This is a genomic window from Glaciimonas sp. OK215, from assembly GCF_057787885.1.
Genome location: NZ_CM173544.1, coordinates 320,038 through 345,159, shown reverse-complemented (window position 1 = coordinate 345,159; position 25,122 = coordinate 320,038). Strand labels below are relative to the sequence as shown.

The 25,122-nt window shown below is 52.4% G+C and carries 15 protein-coding genes and 1 other RNA gene; 6 read left to right on the top strand and 10 right to left on the bottom strand.

What is annotated here, in order from left to right; all coding sequences use genetic code 11:
• The first annotated feature begins 1 nt into the window (after position 1).
• Together AC3CHX_RS01605 and AC3CHX_RS01600 are read left to right on the top strand one after the other, a co-directional pair.
• Entirely contained in the window at positions 2-673 is a 672-nt protein-coding gene (locus AC3CHX_RS01605; protein ID WP_488642370.1) for an HAD family hydrolase, read from the top strand.
• A 167-nt stretch (positions 674-840) separates the two neighbouring features.
• On the top strand, positions 841-4,590 hold the full coding sequence (locus AC3CHX_RS01600; RefSeq protein ID WP_488642369.1) for a DUF748 domain-containing protein: 3,750 nt from the start codon (positions 841-843) through the stop codon (positions 4,588-4,590).
• 93 nt (positions 4,591-4,683) lie between these two features.
• Here AC3CHX_RS01600 and AC3CHX_RS01595 read toward each other — a convergent pair whose 3' ends face one another.
• Entirely contained in the window at positions 4,684-5,157 is a 474-nt protein-coding gene (locus AC3CHX_RS01595) for a hypothetical protein (RefSeq protein WP_488642368.1), read from the bottom strand.
• Between the two features lie 463 nt (positions 5,158-5,620).
• On the opposite strand from AC3CHX_RS01595, the gene ssrA reads away from it, so the two are divergent.
• Both ssrA and AC3CHX_RS01585 read left to right on the top strand, forming a co-directional pair.
• Positions 5,621-5,983, top strand: a transfer-messenger RNA (tmRNA) gene (gene ssrA / locus AC3CHX_RS01590).
• 174 nt (positions 5,984-6,157) lie between these two features.
• On the top strand, positions 6,158-7,387 hold the full coding sequence (locus tag AC3CHX_RS01585) for a tyrosine-type recombinase/integrase (protein ID WP_488642367.1): 1,230 nt from the start codon (positions 6,158-6,160) through the stop codon (positions 7,385-7,387).
• A gap of 297 nt (positions 7,388-7,684) precedes the next feature.
• Here the strand turns inward: AC3CHX_RS01585 and AC3CHX_RS01580 are convergent, their stop codons facing one another.
• Entirely contained in the window at positions 7,685-8,149 is a 465-nt protein-coding gene (locus AC3CHX_RS01580; protein WP_488642366.1) for a very short patch repair endonuclease, read from the bottom strand.
• Between the two features lie 50 nt (positions 8,150-8,199).
• On the opposite strand from AC3CHX_RS01580, the gene AC3CHX_RS01575 reads away from it, so the two are divergent.
• A complete protein-coding gene (locus tag AC3CHX_RS01575) occupies positions 8,200-9,780 on the top strand; it encodes a DNA cytosine methyltransferase (protein WP_488642365.1) in 1,581 nt (526 codons plus the stop codon).
• Between the two features lie 32 nt (positions 9,781-9,812).
• Here the strand turns inward: AC3CHX_RS01575 and AC3CHX_RS01570 are convergent, their stop codons facing one another.
• From AC3CHX_RS01570 to AC3CHX_RS01535, 8 genes are all read right to left on the bottom strand, one after another.
• Entirely contained in the window at positions 9,813-11,951 is a 2,139-nt protein-coding gene (locus AC3CHX_RS01570) for an AIPR family protein (RefSeq protein WP_488642364.1), read from the bottom strand.
• Positions 11,941-12,930, bottom strand: a complete 990-nt coding sequence (locus tag AC3CHX_RS01565) for a PD-(D/E)XK motif protein (protein WP_488642363.1) — start codon at positions 12,928-12,930, stop codon at positions 11,941-11,943. The genes AC3CHX_RS01570 and AC3CHX_RS01565 overlap by 11 nt, the downstream gene beginning before the upstream one ends.
• Positions 12,908-15,643 (bottom strand): Z1 domain-containing protein, encoded by a 2,736-nt coding sequence (locus AC3CHX_RS01560; RefSeq protein ID WP_488642362.1) that lies wholly within the window; start codon positions 15,641-15,643, stop codon positions 12,908-12,910. Before AC3CHX_RS01560 ends, AC3CHX_RS01565 begins: the two co-directional genes overlap by 23 nt.
• A complete protein-coding gene (locus tag AC3CHX_RS01555) occupies positions 15,640-17,088 on the bottom strand; it encodes an ATP-binding protein (protein WP_488642361.1) in 1,449 nt (482 codons plus the stop codon). The genes AC3CHX_RS01560 and AC3CHX_RS01555 overlap by 4 nt, the downstream gene beginning before the upstream one ends.
• Before the next feature lie 999 nt (positions 17,089-18,087).
• Positions 18,088-18,459: a hypothetical protein gene (locus tag AC3CHX_RS01550; protein ID WP_488642360.1), complete on the bottom strand. Its 372-nt coding sequence runs from the start codon at positions 18,457-18,459 to the stop codon at positions 18,088-18,090.
• On the bottom strand, positions 18,459-20,921 hold the full coding sequence (locus AC3CHX_RS01545; RefSeq protein WP_488642359.1) for a DUF3987 domain-containing protein: 2,463 nt from the start codon (positions 20,919-20,921) through the stop codon (positions 18,459-18,461). The genes AC3CHX_RS01550 and AC3CHX_RS01545 overlap by 1 nt, the downstream gene beginning before the upstream one ends.
• Complete coding sequence (locus AC3CHX_RS01540) at positions 20,918-21,190, bottom strand: helix-turn-helix transcriptional regulator (protein ID WP_488642358.1); 273 nt, start codon at positions 21,188-21,190, stop codon at positions 20,918-20,920. Before AC3CHX_RS01540 ends, AC3CHX_RS01545 begins: the two co-directional genes overlap by 4 nt.
• 81 nt (positions 21,191-21,271) lie before the next feature.
• A complete protein-coding gene (locus AC3CHX_RS01535) occupies positions 21,272-21,862 on the bottom strand; it encodes a hypothetical protein (RefSeq protein ID WP_488642357.1) in 591 nt (196 codons plus the stop codon).
• Positions 21,863-23,388: 1,526 nt separating this feature from the next.
• Between AC3CHX_RS01535 and ltrA the strand changes: the two genes are divergently transcribed.
• The gene (gene ltrA, locus AC3CHX_RS01530) at positions 23,389-25,104 is read left to right on the top strand and encodes a group II intron reverse transcriptase/maturase (RefSeq protein ID WP_488642356.1); all 1,716 of its coding nucleotides are present in this window, start codon (positions 23,389-23,391) and stop codon (positions 25,102-25,104) included.
• The last annotated feature ends 18 nt before the right edge of the window (positions 25,105-25,122 follow it).

Genomic DNA, 25,122 nt, shown 5'->3' with positions numbered 1-25,122 from the left:
TATGCCCCTGCCAATACCGCGTGCGATCCTCTTCGACCTTGATGGCACTCTTGCCGATACCGCACCGGATCTGGCAGCAGCCATGCACCGCCTTCAAAGTGAGCGCGGACTAATCACTACGGCTTATGCTGCACTACGGCCATTCACATCGGCCGGTGCACGCGGCCTGATCGGCGCGGCGTTCGGCCTGAAACCGGGCGATGATGGTTATGAAGAGTTACGCGTCACATTCCTGGATAATTATGCCGCTGCCTTAGCGGTAAACAGTAGCCTGTTCGATGGTGTTCCAGCGCTACTCCAAGATCTGCACCAACGTCATCTTGCCTGGGGTATCGTCACCAACAAGCCGGCGCGTTTTACCGATCCTTTAGTCCCGCAAATCGGCCTGCATGAAGCGCGCTGCGTGATTTCCGGCGACACCACAGCGCATCCAAAACCGCATCCGGCACCGCTATTGGAAGCCGCCCGGCGTCTGAATCTGGAGCCGCGTGAATGCTGGTATGTCGGTGACGACCTGCGCGACATTCAGGCCGGCCGCGCCGCCGGAATGCCGACTGTGGCCGTCGCATGGGGTTATTGCGGCCATACCGAGCCGATCTCGTGGGAAGCTGACGCCCTCGTAAATACACCAGCCGAACTGGTCGGCCTGATACAGCAGTCACTGGCGCAATAACGCCGCACCAAAATCCATTCGGCAGCACGAGCGTGCATCCGCGTCAGGTACGCCGCACGCGCACGTTGTCTGGTGACGCGCGGCGTCACTGGATAGTCTGCCGGTTCTAGCCAGCAATACTATCTGGCAGTATATTGTTAAGTCGTCGCCCAGCAAGGAACACCACCATGGCAAACTCCCCTCGTCCCCCTTGGCTAACCCGTACTCTGCGCTGGACTGGCTTTACCGCTGCCGGGCTCGCAGTATTGGCTGGCGCGAGCTGGCTTGGCGTCCCGCCGCTGACGAAACATCTGGCAGAACAACAGATCGCACAGCAACTGGGCCGCAAGGCGACGATCGGCAAAATCGGCTTTAATCCGCTGACGCTAGCGCTAACCGCGTCCGACTTCACGCTCTACGAGCCGGACAAAACAACGCCGGCCCTTTCTGCCAAAAGTCTGCTGGTAGATGCCTCCATCACGTCGATCTTCCGGCTGGCACCGGTACTGCAGCAAGTGACGTTATCCGGTCCCAACCTACACATCATTCGCACCAGCGCCGAAGGTCGTGGCCGCTATAATTTTTCCGACATCATTGACCGCATTCTGGCCAAGCCCAAGAGTGAGGGAGGAACGCGCTTTTCCGTTGCCAATATTCAACTGCAAAACGGAAGCATCACCTTCGACGACAAAGTGACCGGCAAGCATGTCAATATCGACGCGCTCAACATAGGTTTACCGTACATCTCCAATTTCGCAAATGCGATTGATACATTTGTACAGCCAAGTCTGTCCATGAAAGTGAACGGTTCGCCATTTGAACTCAAAGGCCGCTCCAAACCTTTTGCCAGCAGTCAGGAGACCGCGCTGGCGATCGACATCGACCAACTCGACGTTGCCAGCTATGTCGGTTTTTCGCCGGTACCGCTGCCACTCGCAATCCAGAGCAGCAAGCTGTCGACCAAGCTTGACCTGACCTTCGTGCGGAACAAGGACAAGCCCGAGATCAACCTGTCTGGCGACGTCAAACTAAGCGACATCGCGCTCGCCGACAAGAACGCTGCGCCACTATTCAAAGCACAGAGCGTAGATACCCACATCGATAAATTCAACGTCCTCAACGCCGATGCCGCCATCGGCAAAATCAATATTCAGGCACCTGAAGTTTGGGCAGCGCTGAATCCGGACGGCAGTCTGAATTGGGCAGCACTCAGCACACCGGACAGCACCTCCAATGCCGCGCCCGCTGCAGACAAGCCCGCCATGAAAACAGATCGCCCGGCACCGCAGTTGACACTGGCACAGTTGAATATTCACGATGGGATAGTCAACTGGTCTGACGCCGCCAACGCTGCCCCGACATTCAACATGCAGCTGAAAAACCTGACTGTGGATGTGAAACAGCTATCGCTCGCAGCCAATGCCAAACCCGCGATCGTCTCACTGTCGGCCGGCACCAACGGCAGTCAGGAAATCAAATTCGCCGGCCAGGTCACGCCGGCCACCGCGACGATCGCCGGCGAGGCCAGCATAGCCGGACTCTCGCTGGCACAATATCAGCCCTATCTTAACGGCGCGCTGGCAGCCGATCTTTCCGGCCAGTTGTCGCTCAAAACATCGGTCGCCGTGAATGGCGGCAAAGTGGCGTTAAAGCAATTAGGAGCAGAGATCAACGACGCCAGGCTCGCTGCCAGGTCAAGCGCTAACGGTAGCGTGCAGATTAAAAAAATCAGCCTCGAAGACGCCAGCCTCAGCACCGAGACCCGCACCTTCGATGCCGCAGCGTTCAACCTCGCAGGGATACAGGCAGACGTACGCCGCGATGCCAAGGGGAACCTTAATCTTCAGCAGTTCACCAACACCGCTGCGCCATCCCGCAAAACAGCAAAAGCGCCGACAAGCAAAGCAGCAGGCCCGGAATGGATCGCCAATCTGAATAGCGTCGGCATCACTGACAGCGTCGTCACCTATAACGACAAATCGGTTACACCAGCAGTGAATTTACGTGCAGACGGGTTTAATTTAAAACTCGACAATGTCTCCAGCAAGCTCGACAAGTCAGTCAAGATTGCGTTGCTAACCAAACTTAACAAGAACGGAAAACTGGCGATAAACGGCAGCGCTGCTGCCCAATTCAAATCGCTGGAACTGGCCATCGATGGCCAGGCTCTACCGGTGGCCGCGCTGCAACCGTATTTCGCCGAGCTGTTAAATGTGACGCTGAGCAGCGGCCAGGCCAACGCCAAAGGCAAACTCCAACTCACGCCGCCAGTTGGCAAGCAAGCACTGATTGCAAGCTACAACGGCACGCTGCGCCTGACCAACTTCCGGGTTATCGATAAAGAAAATGCGGCCGACTTTTTGAAATGGACGTCGCTCGATGTCAGCGGAATTAACGCCAACATCGGCGGTCCGCGTCAAAATATCAACCTTGGCAAAATCGCCCTCGATGGTTTTTACGCGCGCGCCATCCTGTCGCCAACCGGCAGACTGAATCTGCAAGATATTGTCGTCTCCAAAGCAGGCAAGAAATCCGTCGTACCGGGACCCGCAACCAAATCCGGCCCCAAAGAAAGCAGTGAAAACGCGCCTGAACCCACTATGGATCAGGCGCCTGCCGCCGTAGCGCAAGCCGGCGTCGCTAAAGCCACCAAAGGCGATACGACGGTGGCAGCGCTGCCCCCTCCGCCGGTCAAGGCCAATGCGCCGGTGATCCGGATCAGCCAGGTCGTGTTAAAGAACGGCAACATCAATTTCACCGACAACTTCGTCAAACCCAACTACACCGTCAACATGACCGGCATGAATGGCAGCGTCGGCGCGGTGGCATCGGACAAACCGGCACCTGCACCAATCGACCTCAACGGCAAAATCGATGATGACGCGCCGGTGACGGTTTCCGGCTCCCTGAATCCTCTGTTCAAACCCATGTTTCTGGATATCAAAGGCAGCGCCAACGGTGTTGAACTGCCGGGCCTGACGCCATACGCTGCCAAGTACGCCGGCTATGCGATCGTCAAAGGCAAGTTATCGATGGATGTCAACTACAAGGTCGAAGAACAGCTGCTGACTGCGCAAAATCATCTCCGCATCGACCAACTTACATTCGGTGACAAAATCGACAGCCCCAGCGCCACCAAGCTTCCGGTACGCTTAGCCGTAGCCTTGCTGAAAGACCGGAATGGCCAGATCGATGTCAATCTGCCGATCTCCGGCTCGCTATCGGACCCGAAGTTCTCCGTTGGCGGCGTAATCTTGCGCGTCTTCATTAACCTGATCGCCAAGGCCGTCACCTCACCGTTTGCACTACTCAGTTCGGCATTCGGTGGTGGCGAAGAACTTGGTTATGCCGAATTCCAACCCGGCTCGGCAATGCTGACCGCAGAGGCCAAGGCCAAGCTCGATACGCTCACCAAAGCGCTGCTGGATCGCCCTGCACTCAAGCTCGACATCATCGGCCGGGTCGATCCGGTTACCGATAGCGCAGGTGTGCGTCAGGAAGTCCTGAACCGTAAGCTAAACGCGTTGAAACAAAAGAACGCTGGCACCAAAGCGAAACCAGAGGACCAGGCGGACGATGCGAATACCGCAACAACATCGTCATCAGAGGCGCAGGAAATCACGCTGACCGATGCCGACAAAGCGCAATACATGGAAAAGGTCTACAAAGGTGAAAAGTTCGACAAGCCACGCAACGCCATCGGCTTCGCCAAATCATTGCCAACGGCAGAAATGGAACAATTGATTCTGACCAATACCAAGGTAACGCCGGATGACTTGCGGTCATTGGCAGACCAACGCGCGCAGGCAGTACGTAACTATCTGGAAACAAAAGGCAAGATTCCGCTAGAACGCATTTTCATGATCGCACCGAAGCTGAGCGCCGACGGCATCAAGGACAAAGGCAAACCGAGCCGTGCTGATTTTGCGCTGAGATAAGCTTACTGATGCGGGGTTCCAGGAACAGCAAGGGCGACAAGAAACCGTGCCCTTGCTGTGAATATCCGACATCAAGTCTTTCGCAAGCATCACTTAGCGCGCAGTCGCCTCAATGACGGCACCTTTACCGGGAAGCAATTCGGCGTGCAAATTTTTAACATCGCCAGCCTTGATATTCAACACCAGTTGATGCCGTTCGCCTGGGCCTATGGGGCAAGAACTGCGCCCGTCAGAGCTATCCACTGCGACAACCTGATCGCCAGCTGGCAAAATAAATGTCGCCTTCTGATCTGCATCAAATTGATGGATCAATTGCTTGTTCAGATATACGCCTATCATGCACCCCTGATTTGGATGCGTAGGGTCGCGTGAAATCACTAATGTCCCGAAACCGGCGCCATCCTGTTTGTCAGCAGGCGCACTCTCGACTTTTTTCGGTGCATTCACATCACTTGCTTTAACCGGGTCAGGTTGCACCTTAGCCACCTTGTCGGACGGCCCGGAAGAAGATGAGCCGCATCCGGACAATGCGATGGCAATCAGTACAGAAAAAATATAGCGCTTCATTATTATTTAATATTGATTTTATTAAGTGCGTGAAGTATAGCCGTCACAACTTGATTATAAAACCGGTAAAACCCCGCAAGTCTCATGCCAGCTGGCGCAAAAAATAACTTACCTGCGTCATCAAATGATGAGGACTACACCGCAATATTTTGGCATACGACGAGCAAACCAGCATCACATTTCACCATCAACCAGGACGATTTTAATGTCGGCCGACGCCAGTTGCTCCCAATTCCAGTATCTGTTTTTCGCCAGGCAGAAAGGTTTCGGCGACGAAATCAGCTTGCAGGTAATTGACAAACTATCCTCACCGATAGTCAGGCAAAATCTCCAACAGAATAGATCCAGGTCACGCCGACGACAAACTGCGTCGCTCCAACCAGACACCGCCCAAAATGACCACTTCACCAGAATCATACATTTACAGGGGACCGTCTAATTGCGCTACAATAGGAACCTGCTTGGGGGCGACCTGGTTTCGACGTGGGTTACAAAGCAGCGCAGGGCATACCGAGGGCTGGCTACCTCGTAAATACAACCAGAAAATATCTAACTGCAAACGATAACTCGTACGCACTAGCCGCTTAATAACCGGTTAGCTCTACACCATCTCGTCCCTGGGGTGGGCTGGTAAAACAGCAGTAGAGTCATATACAGGGAATCGCTTTTAGTCGGGTCACTTGGCTGAAAGTTAAATTTAGGTGACTCGCCTGAACGAAGCGTGTGCGTCCGCGTCGGCCGGGTCAAATTAAATGACAGCACTAAGTATGTAGAACTGTCTGTAGAGGATTTGCGGACGCGGGTTCGATTCCCGCCGCCTCCACCATTTTATTGTCCAAAGAAGTACCAAGAAGTCTCGAAATATACCTAAGCCCTTGAAATTAAGGGCTTTTTTTATGCATCATTGTCCTGTAACGTCCTATACAGACCCCTTGCATCCGGGGGTAACTGGGGGTATAAATAAGGGGTACATCGCATACCCCCGCGTGGAGATACCCCCATGTCGCTCACCGATACCGCCGTACGTAACGCCAAACCTAACGCCAAACGTCCCGAAAAACCCTACAAGCTTGGAGACGCAAAAGGGCTTTACTTGCTGATCCATCCGAATGGCAGTAAGTATTGGCGCCTCAAATACCGATTCGCTGGCAAGGAGAAGGTCTTAGCTATTGGGGTCTACCCTGACATATCCCTAGCTGATGCCCGAAATCGGCGGGAACAAGCCCGGAAGCTCCTTGCAAATGAGGTCGATCCCGGCGAGGTAAAGAAAGTGAATAAGCGGGCCACTCTAGTCGCCGCCGAGAACAGTTTTGAAGCCGTAGCCCGTGAATGGTTTGCCAAATTCGCCCCGACTTGGGTACCAAGCCATTCCAACAAGATCATCCGGCGACTAGAAAGAGACATCTTTCCGTGGATCGGTAGCAAACCGATTGCCGAAGTGACTGCACCTGACTTGCTGTCCGCATTACGAAGGGTCGAAAGCCGAGGTGCGATTGAAACAGCACACCGTGTGCATCAGAACTGCGGACAGGTTTTTCGATATGCAATTGCCACCGGCCGGGCTTTGCGTGACCCTTCCGCTGATTTGCGTGGAGCTTTGGCACCAGCGAAGGAAACACATCATGCCTCTATTACCGCCCCCAAGGCCATTGGCGATTTGCTTCGCGCTATCGATGGATATCAAGGCTCTTTAGTTACAAAGTGCGCTCTACGCCTCGCTCCACTCTTTTTCGTGCGCCCTGGAGAACTACGCAAAGCCGAATGGTCGGAACTCAACCTAGAAGGCGCAGAGTGGCGCATTCCCGCCGAGAGGATGAAGATGCGTGAACAGCATATCGTTCCGCTCTCCTCTCAAGCGATTGCTATCCTGCATGAACTGCATCCGTTAACAGGCAACGGGCGGTATGTTTTTCCTGGTGCCAGAACTAACGGACGGCCCATGAGCGAAAACACCGTCAATGCGGCGTTACGCCGACTTGGATACACGACCGACCAGATGACCGGCCACGGCTTTCGCAGCATGGCAAGTACACTGCTTAACGAACAGGGCTGGCACCGCGACGCGATTGAACGTCAGCTTGCCCATGCTGAACGCAGCGCTGTACGTGCTGCTTATAACTTCGCGGAACATCTGCCGGAGAGGCGAAGGATGATGCAAGCCTGGGCTGATTATCTTGACCAACTGGCAAGCGGCGCGAAGGTTACGCCAATCCGGCTCGGAGCAGGCTAGTCGTGGAAGATACGCAACCGAAGTTGGACACCAGGGTCTATAACCGAGCTGAATACGCTGAACATCTGCAGGAATAATGTAAGATGATGCGGGACATGCGCAGATTTTCTCCACGGACTGGCAAGAGTGTCAACCGTGAGATGCCTAAAAAACATAGCGAATCCGTGACGACGACGCCAATGCTTGTGGATTCGATGCGCCTTTGGCACCAGTTAAAGTCAAAATCTCGGCTGCGAGCCAAGCTTTGCCAAACAGTGCTGGGTTACGACCCGGTTGAATCGGTATGCGTTATGAATTTTAGAGCGGTGCTTTTTCCCGTATGAGGGGCCATTGCACGAACATTGCTTTGGGGTGAGTAATAGCATCAATCAGCCAAGTCAGCCGGGTACCGTCATCTTTTGTACGAAGGCCGCATTCCCAGATAACGACCACATGCCATCCCATCTTTTCGAGCGCTTGTATGTTCCTCTCGTCGCGTTCCTTATTATTCAGAAATTTCGCGTTCCACTTTTCACGATTTGAAGCGGGCGTGGTGGCATATCTGCAGCTGGAATGCTGATGCCAGAAGCATCCGTGGACAAATATCGCAACTTGGTATTTCGAAAGGACGATGTCAGGTCGCCCGAGAAGGCGGGGTTCATGCAGACGATAGCGGAAACCCCGTGCATGTAGAAACCGGCGGACAATCATTTCCGGTTCGGTGTTTTTTGAACGGATTCCCCCCATCATGCGGGAGCGCGTGGCACTATCGACTATATCCATGGTTCTGTTATCCTGGCATTATTTATCCACCTATTTCGAGTTTAAGCAAGATGAATGTCGCAAAAATGATCCCTGTCGTCGATTTGTTCGCCGGTCCCGGGGGTCTCGGAGAAGGATTCTCCTCTGTAAAAGATGATCCGTTCCGAATAATCGTATCGGCCGAAATGGAAAAGTCTGCTCGCGATACCCTTCGCTTGCGCGCCTTCTACCGCCTGCTCAAGCGCAAAGGGCAGGATTCACTCCAATCTTATTATAATTATTGCAATAATGGGTCGGACTCCGAGTTCGATAAGACCACTGAACCGGCTTGGATTGAGTCAGGGCAAGAAGCTCTTCAGCTCACTCTGGGTAACCCCACGCATAACGGCATACTAGACAGCATCATTCAGACACATGCGCTCGGAGCAGCTTCACCGTGGATACTTATCGGCGGCCCACCATGCCAGGCTTATTCGCTAGTAGGCCGCTCGCGCAATCGAGGCAAGGCGGATTACAAACCGGAAGAGGATCACCGTCACTTCCTTTACCGCGAATATTTGCGGATCATTCAGCAGTATCGTCCTGCCATATTCGTCATGGAAAATGTGAAAGGGATCATTTCCTCTTCCGTTGGAGGACAGCAGATCTTCCATACCATTTTGCGTGACTTGGCAGATCCCGATTTGGCTTTGGGGAAAAAACAGTCAAGAAACATCGGATACCGGATTCACTCGCTCGTCTGCCCAACCTACTTTGAGAAGGGCAAGGACCCAGCGGAAATTGATCTGAGAGATTTCATTGTTCGCTCCGAAGACTACGGTATTCCGCAAGCCCGCCATCGAATCATCTTGCTCGGCGTTCGAGAGGATCTTGATATCGTGCCACAGCAACTCGTGCGCTCAGTACGTCATACGGTGGACGATGCGATTGGCGACCTGCCGGCCCTGCGAAGCAAAGTTAGTAAGGAGCCGGACAGCGAGGCGCTATGGGCTCACCTGGTTAATCGACATTTTAGGGGGCTCGAAAAGAGTGCCTCTAGGGCCGAGATGAGTGAACTCGCTGAGATTTTTACCCAATACCCCGAAGCCATCTTCCGTAAGATGTCATTCGGGGGACAGAGAGTCGTGAAGAATTCAACATATATTTCACGTTGCCCGAATCTTGAAAGATGGTATGAGGACAAAAATCTGAAAGTATGGCTGAATCACGAGACCCGCGGTCACATGTCAAGTGACCTTCTCCGATACGCCTATGCTGCGTCCTTTGCGCAGGCAAAAGGACGTTCACCTAAAGGACACACGGAATTTAGCCTTCCCGGTCTCAGACCAAATCATGAAAATTGGGAATCTGGTAAATTTTCTGATCGCTTCAGAGTCCAGCTAGCCCAATTTCCGGCAACAACTGTGACTAGCCATATTTCCAAGGACGGTCACTATTTCATCCATCCTGACCCGGCTCAGTGCCGAAGTCTGACGGTTCGTGAGGCGGCGCGGCTGCAGACATTTCCTGACAATTATTTCTTCAAAGGAAATAGGACGCAACAGTTTCATCAAGTAGGCAATGCGGTGCCGCCGCTGCTGGCATTAAAAATCGCAGAAGTGGTAAAGTCACTGACCGACGAGATAATATTTAAGAACAAGCTCGCGGCATGACCAAGACCAATGCGTGGGACAAGGGCCTATTTTCAGTGCCCCCCTCTAGCACGCTGTTGGGGCGTTTCATGGTGGCGGAATCCTTCTTCCTCCACCTGTTCTTTGATCTGAAGAAGTCTCTTCCAGTCCTTTTCGCTGGCAATCTTCAGAAAGCCTTGAAGCGTACTAGCTTTCTGTACGAGCGACTTTTCCTGCGGAGTCAGCAAAGCTGAGTATTGTGGCCAGACGATCAGTGCTTGCCAGTACTTTTCATGAGTAAGGCTTAGAACCCTCTCCTGCAAAACAATTCCATCATCCTGTGCTCCCTGTTTTTGACCATCTTTTTTCTGAAACCTAAACTCCTCTTTAGTGATCGTAATATCGTTCGCAGAAAGTTTTTCTGGAACTTTCAATGCTGCCACTTGATTCCAGCAGAGTTCCTTCTTGCACCACTCACCCACGTTTTTCTCACCTAGTGGAGGGTTTAGAAGAACGGTCTGAACCTTCTGTGCCAAATATTCTAGATACTGCGATAGTTCTGATCCAACTTCCTGCCTGTTCCAGATAGCGCCCAGATCGATTTCCTGTTTCTGGGCTCTTGCATCACCAACTAACTTGGCAAGAGTATAAGTAACAATGTTCGCGCGGTATCCTCCCTCATACCAGTCGCCCCGTGCACCATCCACAATTTCCTCCATAAATTTCCACAGGATGGCGAATGCGATCATGGATTTGAAATATGATTCCCCGTAGGAGGGGCTGATTATTTCCCAGTATTCCGTTTCACTAAAGTCGGTGTTTCGACTCTGAAATTGTCCGGCAAATTTCGCAAAGTTCTTCTGTGCACCGAGACTCACCCAGAAAGGCTTTTCATTCCAAGTGCTGTCAAATTTTGCCAGCTCAGTCTTGTTGATTAGCTGCTTGCCAGGGTATTCACTGTCGAAGGAATTTTTCTGCGATTTGCTGAGGTAAAGCCGCGCGTTCTGATATTGCCCACGTGCACGTTCATAAAACCATTTTCCTTGAAATCTATTGCCAGCCTTGGCAGGAGTAAGCAATCGACGGGAAATCTCTTCCATCTTCCGATGGAAAGGGTGGTTGGCAAAGAAGTCAGCCACTGCGACCTTGTTCTGAGTATTCGCGAATTCAGCGATATTCGGAATTAGATCTTGCGCTATTGATTGCTCGACTCTGGTCAGTTTCATCTGAACCGACACGCCCTCCAGCGACAACTTGTCCCTTTTCCTTGCATTCAGGATGCTAGCAGTTGTCTGCCCTCCGTTTACTATCTGCAGATCAACAAGCCTCGTGATGGTCGCTTGGCCATTGTTTAGATCAACGACCACTTCCGAAGCGGTCGCTGCAATTCCATTGTTATATGCGAAGAAGAGATGCGGCTCGTCCTGGATCGTGGATCTGATCCCTTTGTTGACGCCACCTTTCATTCCAAGAAATGAGCGAACGTTGCCCTCGAGCAGGCGACTCCCAAATCGATCGAAGAGGTTGGCAAGCAGATCTCCTTTCATTACGCAAAGGTAAGACGTTAACGTATCTGAGCTGACGGCTTCAATGCATGGTATTCCATTGCAGCCAAAATCGGACAGATCGATTTCGACAGCCTCGCGTTCTCGGCTCGATTGATAAAGTGCGGAAAGCCTTTGTAAATCCCATACGTGGCGCTCGAAGGGGATACCTGCTACTTCACCCTGCAGTTCCTCCTTGAATCGCTGGCTTAACGACAGATTGGTAAAAATGTGCAGACGAATTCGGTTTATCTTTTTCTTTTCATTGCAAAGTTGTAACGCTAGCTCGTAAGCGGGGTTAGCTTCCGCTATTCTCTCGTACAGATCGCTATCCAATGCCTCGCGTACGAAGTTTTCCATCCAACCCGATAGCTGAGTAACTGTGGTAGAAAGAAGTGTTTCCTGCTGGGAAATATCTTCCCACTTTCCTACTACCAGCCCTATGCTGCCATCCGATTCGTCGAGACGCGTGAAACCGTGTATTTTAAGAGTACGACCTTTGGCCCCACTTCCTTGATATTCGACTTGTTCGAATTCGCCAAAAACTGGGTCCCCTTCCAGCCTTTCTGCGACTTCGTTGACGAAGGCGAGCGTGTCCACCAAATTACTAGCAGTGCTTCTGCGAGCGACCATCTGGCCCAATTCCATTAAGAAATCATCAATCTCCATTGCTGCTTCTCGATGTAATTTTGAAAGAATCTATGGCAGATATTGAAAGACTATAGCGAACGTCCAAAACACCCATGGGCAAAACAGACGCAGGCAGTCGCGGGAAGCCTTCGGACACAGAGTACTCGTTGACGCCCATAATTTTAAATATGGCGGACTCGTAATATTCCTGCTCAACATAACCAGCTTGCAATAGTCTTTCTCTGAAGATGGCCAATCCCTCGGGACATGCCGACAATTGGCTTTCCAGTCTTGCCGCCAAATCGACAAGGCATACACTCCCCTGCTCGCCCAGAGAGCTTTCTTTCAAAATATACAACCAAAGCTCAATGGGTACTGCCGCGTCAAGCTGTCCAACAGACGCAATGCCCACCTTTTCTGCGTGAGGTGATACAGCCTTGATCTCGATCGCGTGTTCTGCGAATGTGAAATCCTGATCTGCTTTCAGCGGTCCTGTCCAAGCCATAACGATTTCAGCCATCGCATCCGGTCTTTCCTTAAGCAAGTATTCAAGAGAAAGCAGCTCCGCCATCAGCCCCTTTATCTCGTGCTTCTCAAGAACTCCGCTGTCCCCGTTCTGGAACAGCCTCCGCCAGAGGGTTAGTCTTTCCCTGAATAGCGTGATCAAGGCGGCTTGGCTTGGCACAACCGCTGCGGAATCTACAAGATCTTGGCACAATCGGCCAAAAACCTGCTCAAGTCCGGTCCGCGTTAGGCGCAGTACCATCAACCAGCTGCCGTCGGCACGCTGTTGTCTGAAATAGTCCAGAGCCTGAGTGCCGACATCAATATTAGGGGGGCGGGTATCAATACCTATCGCTAGCAGCACATGTCCAGGGCCATCGATGCCTGCAAAGATGTCGAAGGGATATGCGGGGTCCAGCCGAACTAGGCGAAACTCACCACTATTAATAGGCGCAATTGTCGCTTTCTGCAGAATGTCCTGCCACAGCAATTCAATCTTCGTCTTCGTCGTCATCGAAATCCAATCCAGCCTGTCTCAGTGCGATTTTATTCAGACGATATACCACCGGCTGGTCCGAGCCATCAGGGTCGAAGTTCGGAAAGCTCAGGCTTATGGCAACCGTTGCTGAAAATGGGATTTCACTCGGCTGCATCATCTTCAATCTTTTCTCTGGCTTGACCTTTTCCCCTGGTGGCACACATTCGATAAAATGGATCGTCAGCAATGGACGGAAGCGGAGGCGCCGGTACATGTATCCCGGAACACTTTCACCTTTTTCAGGATCCTTGTTGCGCTCATGTTCCCACGCCTTCTTCGTAGCCTCAATTTGCGAGGTTTCCATTTCAACCATTTCGTCGCTTACATCCCCGACCCTCTGCTTATTGAATTTCAGATAGTCAGCGTTCTTGGGCACCTTTTCGAATTGCCTTTGACGGCAACAAATGGAACCTACCTGGCCCCCCGTGACCGAAACGCCGATGCCTGCGACCGGAGTGCCATTGCCTTGCGGAATACAAACATCCCATTCTGCGAGATTTTCCACTCCGTTCTCCGCGATAAAGCTAATCAACGGCCTGTTATTCGATGCATCAGGCAGAAATCCCATATTCATATTACTGATATTCAATTCTGCCAAAAAGTTGGCAACCTGATTCTTGTCGGCTTTCCATAGATAACGAGTGCTGCCCTTTGGGACAGTCGCGGGACCGATTGTATCCACGAACGCAGCAACACGCCTGATGTTTTCGTCATTCAATGTCCGTGTTCTCGGCACAAATGGTGTCTCAACGCCGTATGCACTGAACGAAACCGCGTACTCGACTTCTTCGGAATTTCGCATTTTGTTCAGAGCAGTGACGATAAGCGTCTGGGGATGTGACTTAACGCGTATCCCGAACTGTGAGGGAGGTAGTCGATTTGCACTCATCCGACGGAAATCAGTGCGCAGTTCGTTTAGAACGTCGGCAATGTGCGCGTACCAGTCTTGTGCATCTTTGTCCATCCAGATCTGGAACAGGTCTTCATATCCAGGACGGTACCCGAACCAGCGTCCCATCTGCAGCAACGTGTCGTAGGCTTTTGAATTGCGATAGAAATAGCTTACACAAAGTCCTTCGAGCGTTAGTCCGCGCGAGAGTGTTAGGCCACCGACGGCGATGACTCGTCGGCCTTTTGCGGTGTTCTTGAAAAGCGAGTAGTTCAACTTCTCTTCGTCAATCGACTTTTGGTTGATGGTAACTACCTTGATTGAAGCGGTGGATTCATGCAGTGACGCACGGACTTCTTCCCAAGTAACGCCTGCTTCACCATATTCCATCTGCCATGTTCTCTGCAGATTAATCAGCTCTATGTGGTTGAACCATGAAATGCTTAGCAAGTACTGCCTGATTTCCTCCTGCATAGCCCAAAGGAAGTCTTTAATTTTTGTTGCTACCTGAGCCTGAACATTCGTAAAACGACTCACATTTACCAGCATTGAACGGTGACGCAACGTTTCTCCACGCAAGTCACGTATCGCGCAACTCAAGAGGAACACGCGAACGGCTTCTTTCAAGCTTTCGGGAATTTCATTGACTGTAATATCTATCTTGTGCTTGTATGGAAACGACGGCTCAGCATCATCAATATCTTGAAGCTGGTCATGATGCTTACCCTCGTCAAGAAAGATGCTGGCCGCCCCGATGTAATTCGATGGCGTATTCAGGCTATAGATGAAGTCAGAAGGGAAAAGATCTTTGTCGTTATCGGGATTGATAAATACGTTTGCAAACGGTGTTGCCGTATAGCCGACATAGCTCGAGCGGGAAAACTGCTGGATGATTTCCCGTATCAGTCGGTTGATGGTCGCCGGGTCTTCGTCCTTCCGGGTATTAACTGAAGCGTTGTCGGCTTCATCGTCAATTATCAGTACAGGCAAGTGGTGCCGCGTGGCGCCGTGAGGGAGTTGCTTGTTGAGCCACGCCTTGAGATTCACAAGGGGCGACGTATTCTTCTTCATCACGAACAACACGGGTTCGTTAATGTTGGATAACGGTATGCCTCCCAGAGCTTTGGCATTGCTTGTCAGGAAGTCGGAATCAACCGATGTCAGCACATTCGCCGATTGCTTGCGATATATTCCTGCACCGATTGCCTTCATGTCCTTGTTCACGCCCAGCACGTCGCGACTATTACGACCAACGAAACCCTCGTCAAGCCGCTCCTGAGTCTGTTTGCGAAGCTCCTCGATCATACCGGTAAGTAACACAATGACTTTGTACCCTGCGTCAGCGGCCTTTGCAATCAATCCGCTGTAGCTCGCTGTCTTGCCTGACTGTACGTCACCCATTACCAGCCCACGCATGTTCCAGGCACCATCGGTCGCAGGGTTCCCACACTCACTCAAAATATTGTCCGTATCCTCATCGAGCACGCGGACGACATTGTTGCTCCAGCCTCCGGCAGTGAGCAACCGCCCATAGCTATCCCAGTAATGCCATCGGATGCTTCCTTTTGCATCGCCAACCCATGGCTCATGGTCTTTCTGTCTCAAAATATCACCGACCGCCATATTGATGCCAATGGTCGATTCTAGCTGCTTTCTGATTCCGATCAGGCCGTCTTGCCCGAGATTGCTGTCCACGAGCAATAGCGTCCTCAGTACTTCCTCAAGAAGGTCGTCGGTAAGGGGGCGGCCATTGATGATACTCATAGCAACTCCCAGATGGTCCATTTTCATGTCATTCATTGTGCCAATTCCTGACGAATCCGAGCGTGGTATTGGGGAAATCGGGCAATGGGGTCGATATTCAGAACAGTAGTCATATTCAGACCGGTAATTTCCAGAAGGTTGGCGGCCATTGCGACTAATTCATTGGCCGTTTCGGCGTTGCAAGATTGATTGTGATCAGAGCACATATCGGCGTAAATCGACTCGAACGGGATAGACGTTGCGAGTAATTCCAGTAATGCTTGAAAATGTTTCTTATCCTTGGTGCCCAACGTTTCAGAAAGTCCGCTGATGGCTGCGTGCTCGGTGTTGATCTCGTATCGAAAGGACCCGTGCCGTGGTTCAATGCGTTGCCACAAGGGAATGAAGTTGGTGTCCTTCTGTTTTCTGCCGGGATAGGTAATTGTCTTGCGACTCGTATTGGCAAAATGGGGGATTAAGTCCTTCAGGCGGTCGCGAATAATGTCCGGTGGGTATGCTGCGGATTTCTTAATGTCCAATGCCCAGAGATCATCCAAGGAATTCGGGATGTCGACCTGCACCCGCGTCAACTTGAAAAACTCGTCCTTCGGAACCAGTCGGAACCAAGTTCCCCAAATAACCAATCGACGATTTCGATAAATATAAAACCCCTGACTCCCTCGAAGGCCATCCTTGCCGCCCGCCATTTCGATCTGATCTTGAGTCAGGTGACTTATAGGAGGCAGAATATACGGCTTGACCTGGATGATGGTGCCTCTAATTCTTATGCTTTGTCCTTCCAAGGGCTGTCTGAAGTTGTTTTCTTTGAGAAAAGGATCTTTGGGAGCAACTTTTACCCCATTAATCAAGATTTCCATCATCGGGAAATTGTCCTCCCTCTGCGTAAATCTATGAAATACCAGCGCCAAATGGTCATGCAGATAACTCATGCGGGCTTTCATCTCATCTTGAGGCTTGGATGATCCCGACATCAATCTATCGAGTGACTGCCATACAACCAAGGTCCCGGATGCCTGATTCGACAGTTGGCGATAAAGGGGAAGCCGCTCCTGCTCGGCCTGGTCTGGCACAATGACGATCCATTTGTTTTCTACTTGGACAAAGTCCAGATCCCAGCAACGGGCGTGGATATGACCGTCTTTCTTGCTTAAAACAGTCAACTTGCGGCACTGGGAAAGAGACGCGGTCTTGAGGCCCAAACCGAATCTTCCCAAGTCGTGACTGGCTCGGACGTCAGTAGGATTACGGCTACCATGGCGCATGGCGTTAGTCAGCTCATTCGGCGCCATGCCATTGCCATTGTCGAGAATAGCCACGAAAGGATCACTACTCGCGTCGTACTCAATCTGGACGCGTGCCGAAGCAGCCGAAATGCTGTTGTCCACCAAGTCTGCGACTGCTGCTTCCACTGTGTATCCAACCGCGCGCATTGATTCGATGAGCGATACCGGATCGGGAATTACCTCAAGTGTCTCAGGCACGCAGAGTCTCCTTAATTACTATTGCCGACTTAGTTAAAATTATAAAATCCGAGTATGAAGGACACTGTCTATTTTCGTATGTAAGCGGGGCTTCGCGGTAATTTCTATAAACATTGCATCGATGGCATTTTGACATAGATCTTACTTTTTTGAATCCTCAAAAGATGAGATATGGCCTAGAGGAAACCTTGGACGATCCCGTGGGGCGCAAGCGGAGACTTGAGGTAGTCTCGACGGCAAGGGACATGGGGATCAAGCCCCGAACCGACTATGAATTTGCATCTCGGGGGTCTATCCGATAAGTTATTCGCAGCAAAAAGAGCTAGCTTAGCGATTTTTTGCGGACAGATTGCGTTTGCAATCCTGCCCCCTAGTATCCAGTCCGCATCACCTCCAGCGACCTCCGTTTGCCTTCCGGCCCAGTGGAGAGGTTACCCTGAAAACAGCATGATCCACATAAGTGTGGAGCGACAGACAACTACAATAGTAACGCTACCAATACATTATGGCAAAAGTAAGTACTTGATTATATTGAGATATTTGATTAATCATGTTGTGCAAAAAAGGCTTGGAAATGGGCAAAATTTAGGCATAAAGCGACTGATAAGGTAGGAAATATGTCGGAATAAGCGCATAGCGGGGACAGAAATGCACCACTTGAGCCACAAACGACGGTCTGGAGCGTAGTTGCAGATCATTACAATAAGGTGGCATAGGAATGGGAATTACATTGCCGATGACTCATGCAGTACGTGCCTATGTGCTAGTGCCGGGAAAATGCTCATTGTCGTTGATCACGGCTTCTCTTCGGTCTCGATATTGCCGATAATTCCCATATTCCGGCCATTGTTTCAGCGCGGCGCATACTCTACGACGTGCATTGCACCAACATTTCCAGCTTGCGAAGACTGACTCGGGCATACCGGCAAATGAAATACTTGGGCAGGAAGAAGCGACGCGCATGAAAACGTTCCTGTAGATCGATATCCATCATCGAAATCATCCACGGCTTGCCAATCGTCGCATCAGGACCTCCATTTCGCGCCGCGCCAGTGCCTCATTCAATGGTTCAACCTTCAGCGCATCCGGGTAGGCAGCCAGCACGGTGGCGCGGGTCACGTCGTACGCGCAAGAGATATGGACCTCAGGTTTGTTGCGGTAGTGCAGAACCCATTCGTGTGAGCGCAGCGACGAAATCTCTGGTATGTGCGAAGCGGGGGCTGCCGTTACTGGACCAAGTACGCTCCGATATTCACTATTACGGGGAATATCGGAAACATCGGAAATATTCCCCACTGCCGGTCTCCCATTTTTTCGATCATTCCGATATTCCGGGATTTCGGGTCGCTTCAACACGTCGCGCCAGCCCATCACAAATCACCTCCGACGAATCGTGGATGTACTAGGTAGACCAGGGTTTTCTTACCGGGGATGCGCTTCGGCTCGGATATAAGCTCGCGGTCACGTAACATTTTCAACGCCTGCGTAAGCTGTTCCTTCGGCATCCGGTGCCGCATCGCGAAGGTAAGCTCGCCATTGGTGAATGATGATTCGCCCCGCTCCCGAATCCAGCGCCAGCACTCTTTGGCGTCGTCAGTTGCCTGATCCGTACCGATCAGGCCGTACGCGGCCAAGGCATGATCGGTCAGAAGCGCCGCCAACTCCAACGCCCTGGTCATCGTATCGGCAGATATGGTCGAATTTTCTTGCCCATACTCGGCGACATGCAGCAGCCCGGCCAACCGCAGAGCGAAGCCGGAGATTTTTCCGCCCCAGCCCGGACAGCTCGATAACCTTCCGTTGGATCTCAATTGCACTTCGATTTCCGCCTGAAACGCGCGCCATTCGGTCAGCGCCTCTGGGTGCAGCTTCAATACCCTTGCCTGGTCAAAGCCCTCGATTAATGGCGGAATGTCCAGCAGCTTGCGAATGCCGTTCCAGTAGGCTTTCTTAACCGCTTCGGGAACTGACGGCTTGTCATGCGTGCGGTAGCCCAGCTTCGATTTCGGTAGCACCCATAAGAACCGCTCCAACACCCCCTTCCCCGAGAAGGCCTTTTTCTCGCCCATGCGCTGAATGATGATTGGCTGCACCACCAAGGCGATAGTAAGGAACGGTTTCAGGTCGATACTCCGATCCTTCCGCCGTACCCTGACATGCCCGCCATCGATACCTTTGAGCAGAATATCGATGTTCGCCTGTCCGTTCGTGTATAGGCCGCTAAGCGTTTCCGAGATACCGCCTTCATCCGAGAAAATTGCAAAACGCCCGCCTTGGTCATGGATAATTGCCGCTAAACTCTCTGCTGTTACGTCAGTGGCGAACAGTTGCGGCAACGACTTTGGCTCGGGTAAACTTGCCTCCATTTCGGCAATCTCCTCCATCACTGCTTCCTGCTGCGCGCATTTCTCTTCCTGTGCCAGTGCGTCGCGCCTTGCTTGGATGATCCGCTCTTTGCTCTTACGCTCTGACCTTTGCCGTAGGATTTCTGCCCCCTGAATCGCGGCCTGCTCTTGCTCCCATTCCGCAAGCGGCGCTGTGCAGGCATTGAGGACCGTCGTTTTGTTGTTGCCGGAGGGAAGTGCAATCAGGGTGTAGAGATTTAGCGATTCGGTCCAGCCGTCAAGCGGACTCACGCAGAACCGCGTTGCCACTGCTGCGGCAACGACAGCCAGCACGGTGAGGACTGCCATCGCTTCCGGCGTTTCGGTGGCATTTGCCAACGCTGCCGCGAACTTACCCAAATTTGCAGGTAGCAGCCGCGCCGGTATGTCTGGCGTCTCAATCTCATCAAACGGGATAGGGTCGCCCCATGTTGTCGGCTCGCTTGCATTCACAATAGCGCGTTTAACGGCCTCTTGACCAAGGTGCAGGTGGAGGTCGTTGAAGTCGGTTGCACCACTTGGTCTGTTTGCGCCAAAGTCCGGAACCGCCACCAAGCCGCCCACCGCAGCAGCCGCTTCGTTTGCCTTGGTCCGCCCAGGATTACCAGGAGTCCGGTTGTCATCGTCGGCGCACAAGATCAACTTCAGGTTGGGATAGCGGTCGTGGAGCACGCACGCCACGGTGGACAGATTTCCGGCATCGAAGGCAGCTACCGTCGGGTAGCCGGTGGCTTCGTAGATGCTCGCCGCAGTGGCGAAACCTTCAGTGATGCACAAGGTTTTCGTCCCCTCTATGATGGCACCGGTACCGAAGTAGCAGCCCTTGTGTTCACCGCCGGGAAAAAATCGTTTGTTGTCGTGCAGCCAGTCGGGATGGATGAAGGCGAGCGTCTGAATTTCGCCTATGGCGCGATACGCCGGAACAATCAGAGAGCCGTCGCAAGGCATACCGCCAATTGTCAGTGACCCGTGATACACGCGCAGGCCGTGGGGTTTCACACCCTTGCGGGTAAGGTAGGGATGATCTTCGGGTGCCTGGGATGCTTCGTTCCAGATCGCCGTTGCCTTGTTGCGGGCTTCAGTGTGTTCGCGTTCCTTACTGGTCTGCTCGTGTGCTGCCCGCTCGGCATCTTCACGCTGGTGCGTTTCGCGCTCTTCCGGCGTCGGCTTATGGTTGCTTCCGGCGTCGGACCAGCCCCACTCTTTGGCCGCATAAAATAGCGTTGCCACGGTGATTCCACCGTCCGGACTAATGCTCTCCCACACGGTCCGTGCCTTCCCGGGGTCGTAGGAGTCGGCCTTTTGGCTCCACGTGTCCCATAAATCGAAGCCTTCGTTGCCCAGTTCGTTTTTCACGGCCATGCCCATGCGCACCCATGTTTCTCGGTCGTCCGCTGGAACAAAGGATAAGGCGTCCGCGATTTGATCAATGACGTTATCGGTAATCATAGTGCAGCCCCCGCCGGATGACGCAATTCGCCGACTTGATTGGCAGCGGGTTGTTCGATCAATGCGAGAATGTCTTCCACTCGCCATGCCGTTATGCGCAGGCCCAACGTCTTGACGGGTTTTGGGAAGCGCCCGGATTTCACGCCAGCCCACCATGTCGATTTGCTGACCGGGATGATCGGAGGAATTGGTGGCGACGCTTTCGAATCGCCAATGATTTGCGACAGCCGGACGTAACCGACTGCTGGAAGCGAAGAATGATGTGACATGGATTACCTTGTTTAAGTACGGACAAGGCAATCTTATTTGCGAGGTTGCGGCAGCCCGGCTGCTGCAACGTGCATTCCGGACTATCGCCTAGAAGGCTTTTTTCGCAGCCGGGAGACTTTGCTTGTGAAACTAGCGAACTTTAGATCCCCTTGGGACTCTGGACTTCCAAGGTAGTCCCATTCCATGGAGACCTTGTTTGCTCTGATCTTCAGATCATTCTCGTCGAAATGCGACAGTGCATCCCATATCTCACGTGCCGTCGCCTGGGGTTCCTTGCCCAATTCCTCCAGAATCGCCGCGTCCAGGTGCGGTGTCTTCGGACCGCTGGCTTTCCTCTGCTGTTGCTCGCGATAGTCTCGGCCTACTGTCGTCAGCGTATCAAGCGCGAGGGTGACCGATACTGTCGCTGTCGCGCTCAATGCTCTTTCGTTTGCGTCGGGCCTTGCACCTCCTATCATCCATTCGATTTTTTCCAATGCACGCTGTCGCTCGCTTAGCGCGGCATTGACTTCTTGTTTTGTCGGAAGCTGCCCTTGTTCAGTATTTTGCGCAATTGTCCGCAGCAGTGCCATCGTCAGCGCCGGAAGCCTGCCAGGTGGGTAGTGCGCGGGATTGAAAGGCGAGCCGGTTCGCTTGCCGGAATCAGGAGTTTGTTTCTGGTGTTTTGCCATGTTGCACCCCTTAACGCATTGCCCTTGAAATAAGGCGCTATACCAAGGCGGGCAAGGGAACCCGCCGTTCGCCCCATAAGGCTAAGCGCAGCGAAGTCGAAAACGAATTGCATAACACGTTATTGGACAAGAACTGCTCGGCAACGCTCCCGGAAAAAATCCGACAGGCAAAAAATCAAGCGCACTCCACCAGCCATACCCGGCGTATGCTCGTTTCGGCGCGTCAGGTGCCACCAGAATCGCTTGCGTTAGTTGCCCCGATGTACTGCTATGACCTCCCACTAAAGCGGCCTGCAGGGGCTGGTAGGCAGTCCGTCGCGCAAAAGAACTTTCCATAAGGAAACAAATTTCCCGGAATCCACAAAAAAAATTTGCGCAGCCGCAAGAGAGGTTCCGATTAATGTTAGCGACTAGGTACTTAAAAGGACGACACCCCCCTTTTTTTGAGGTGGATCTAAAGCATGCTTTCAAGTCGAGCATTACCACTTTCGCAACCTGTGCCGCCATACCGAGCGCCTGTAGTACGTTAGGCCTGTACGGGGTTGGTCAATCCAGCGGGTAAGTCAATTCCTCCGCATGACGGGCAGCGTTGATCTATTGGGGGTACTTTTGGGGGTACATCACAAAACCACAAAGGTTAATCGCTAATAAATACGCGGCTTTCCACGCATAATGTGAGTGACGCCGCCCCACCAATTAATTTTCCAGCAACATCCAACGCCGTCCAAGTGACGGCGTTTTTCATGGACGCTCCCTCTATAGATCGTCCAACAGCTCTATGGCGTTAATCAGCGTGTGACGATTTCAGATGTCAGCGCCCTTTTTCCCAGGCAGACATATCAACGCACGGTCATGAAAGTGCAACGTCGCAATTGCACTGGAATTAGTCAACGCTGACAGGTGGAAAAAATTGGAAGCGTGCGACGTGAAGTCGCACCAATTATGGTCTCGCCTCGTAAGAGGCAGTGAGACCCGTTGTTCCTTCAACGGTAGCCTATTGATGCAGGCGATGCTGGCAACGGCGTGGTCTGAAGCCATCGAGACAATGAAGCCCTTCGCAAGAAAAGGAAAAGCCGTGAGGTGATTCCAACCGCTGCCAGCATCAGGCGGCTGGGGCGCTAGGCTGGATAGCATGGCCAACATATGTGAACTGTTGATAAACCTCGTTAATTTTGACAAGCCAAAGATGCTGGCAGGCTTGAACCAAAACGGTAAGTGATGGGTTGCTCGATTACTTCCTTCGGGCACAAGGACAAGATATCACCGGGGGAAAGACAGGGCCTTCGCTGTTCGTGTAATTGGTGTGGAACACGGTAAGCCCGTATTTCTGCCTCGCGGCAAGCGAACCGCAAGGGACGCTGTTGGAGGTGCGGGTAGAGGATGGTCGACAAAGCGAATTCTGTCCTGTAACGGGGCAGACAGAAGTTGAGCCGTCAGGCGACATCACTTCATGCGAAAGCAGGCAGACTTCGACCGGGTCTTTCTTGACGAGAAAGTTTGAAAAATCTTCACAGGAGGGGAAGCAGATGACATCGCAAGCAGTTTGCGCTGGTGCGCCCTCCGGCGAATCGCGGCACTGGCATGGCATCAACTGGGCTGAGTGCTATCGAGAAGTCAGAAGGCTGCAAGCGCGTATCGTCAAGGCAACGCAGGAAGGCCGCTGGGGCAAGGTGAATGCCTTGCAATGGCTGCTGACCCACTCGTTCAGTGGCAAAGCACTCGCCGTCAGACGGGTGACAGAAAATCAAGGGAGTAGAACGCCCGGCGTGGACAAGGTCACTTGGTCTACGCCGAACACCAAGTATCAGGCCATCGAAACAATGCGTCGACGTGGTTACGCGGCGCAGCCGTTGCGGCGAATTTATATTCCGAAAAGCAACGGCAAGCAACGGCCACTCGGTATTCCGTGCATGGCCGATCGAGCGATGCAGGCATTGCATTTGCTCGCGCTGGAATCCGTTGCGGAAACAAAAGCGGATTCACACTCCTATGGATTTCGTACAGAAAGATCCACCAGAGACGCCATCGAACAGTGCTTTATTGATCTGGCAAGGAAGCGTGCTCCGCAATGGATACTTGAGGGCGATATTCAGGGATGTTTCGATCATATTGCACATGACTGGCTGATCGCCCACGTCCCGATAGACAAGGCGATCCTTCAGAAGTGGCTGAAGGCAGGATACATCGAAGATCGACAGCTCTTTCCGACAGAGGCTGGCACGCCGCAAGGCGGCATTATTTCGCCAGCGCTTTCGAATTGGGCCTTGGACGGTTTGCAACAACGACTAGCGACTGACTGTGGGCAATCACGGTATGTCGCGGGCAAACTGATCAGTCCCAAGATCAATTTCGTACGCTACGCCGACGACTTCATCATTACGGGGCCTTCAAAAGAGGTGCTGGAAGTGGAAGTGTTGCCGGTGGTTCAGGGTTTCATGCGGGAACGGGGATTATCCCTCTCGCCGACCAAGACAAAAATCACCCACATAGCAGAAGGATTTGATTTCCTCGGACAAAACATTCGTAAATATGACGGCAAGCTGTTGATCACGCCGGCCAAAAAGAATGTTCAGGCGTTCCTGACAAAAATCCGCTCAGTCGTCAAAGACAATTGGACAGCTGAACAGAAAAATCTGATCGGGCTGCTCAATCCAATGATCAAAGGATGGGCGGATTATCATCGGCACGTCGTCTCCAAGAAGGTGTTTGCCAGAGTCGATTCTGAGATATGGCGGGTGCTATGGCGATGGTGTTGTCGCCGACACCCCAACAAAGGAAGGTACTGGATCAAGCAACGGTACTTTCATTGTACTGGTGGTCGCATGTGGGTCTTTGCCGCAGCGACTGGCGCCTACTGGCCGGACGGAAAAGCAGTTGCGACAACGCTCCGTCTGGCAGCTGACGTACCGATTCGAAGGCATATCAAAATTAAGGCCAAGGCGAATCCTTTCGATCCTGCATGGGAACCGTACTTTGAAGAGCGCCACGGTTTGGCGATGTTCAATACGCTTGCTGGTCGTAAAAAGCTCATTCGTTTATGGTTCGAGCAACAAGGTCAATGTTGCATGTGCGGTCAACGGATCACGAAGGCAACGGGATGGCATGTGCACCACATCATTCGGCGAGTGGACGGCGGTAGCAATGCGGCCAGTAACCTGATGATGCTTCATCCAACGTGCCATGCCCAGATTCATAACCTTGGTTCGACAGTGGTGAAACCGGCTCCCTCACGGGGGCTTTGAAAGGCTTGAGCTGTATGA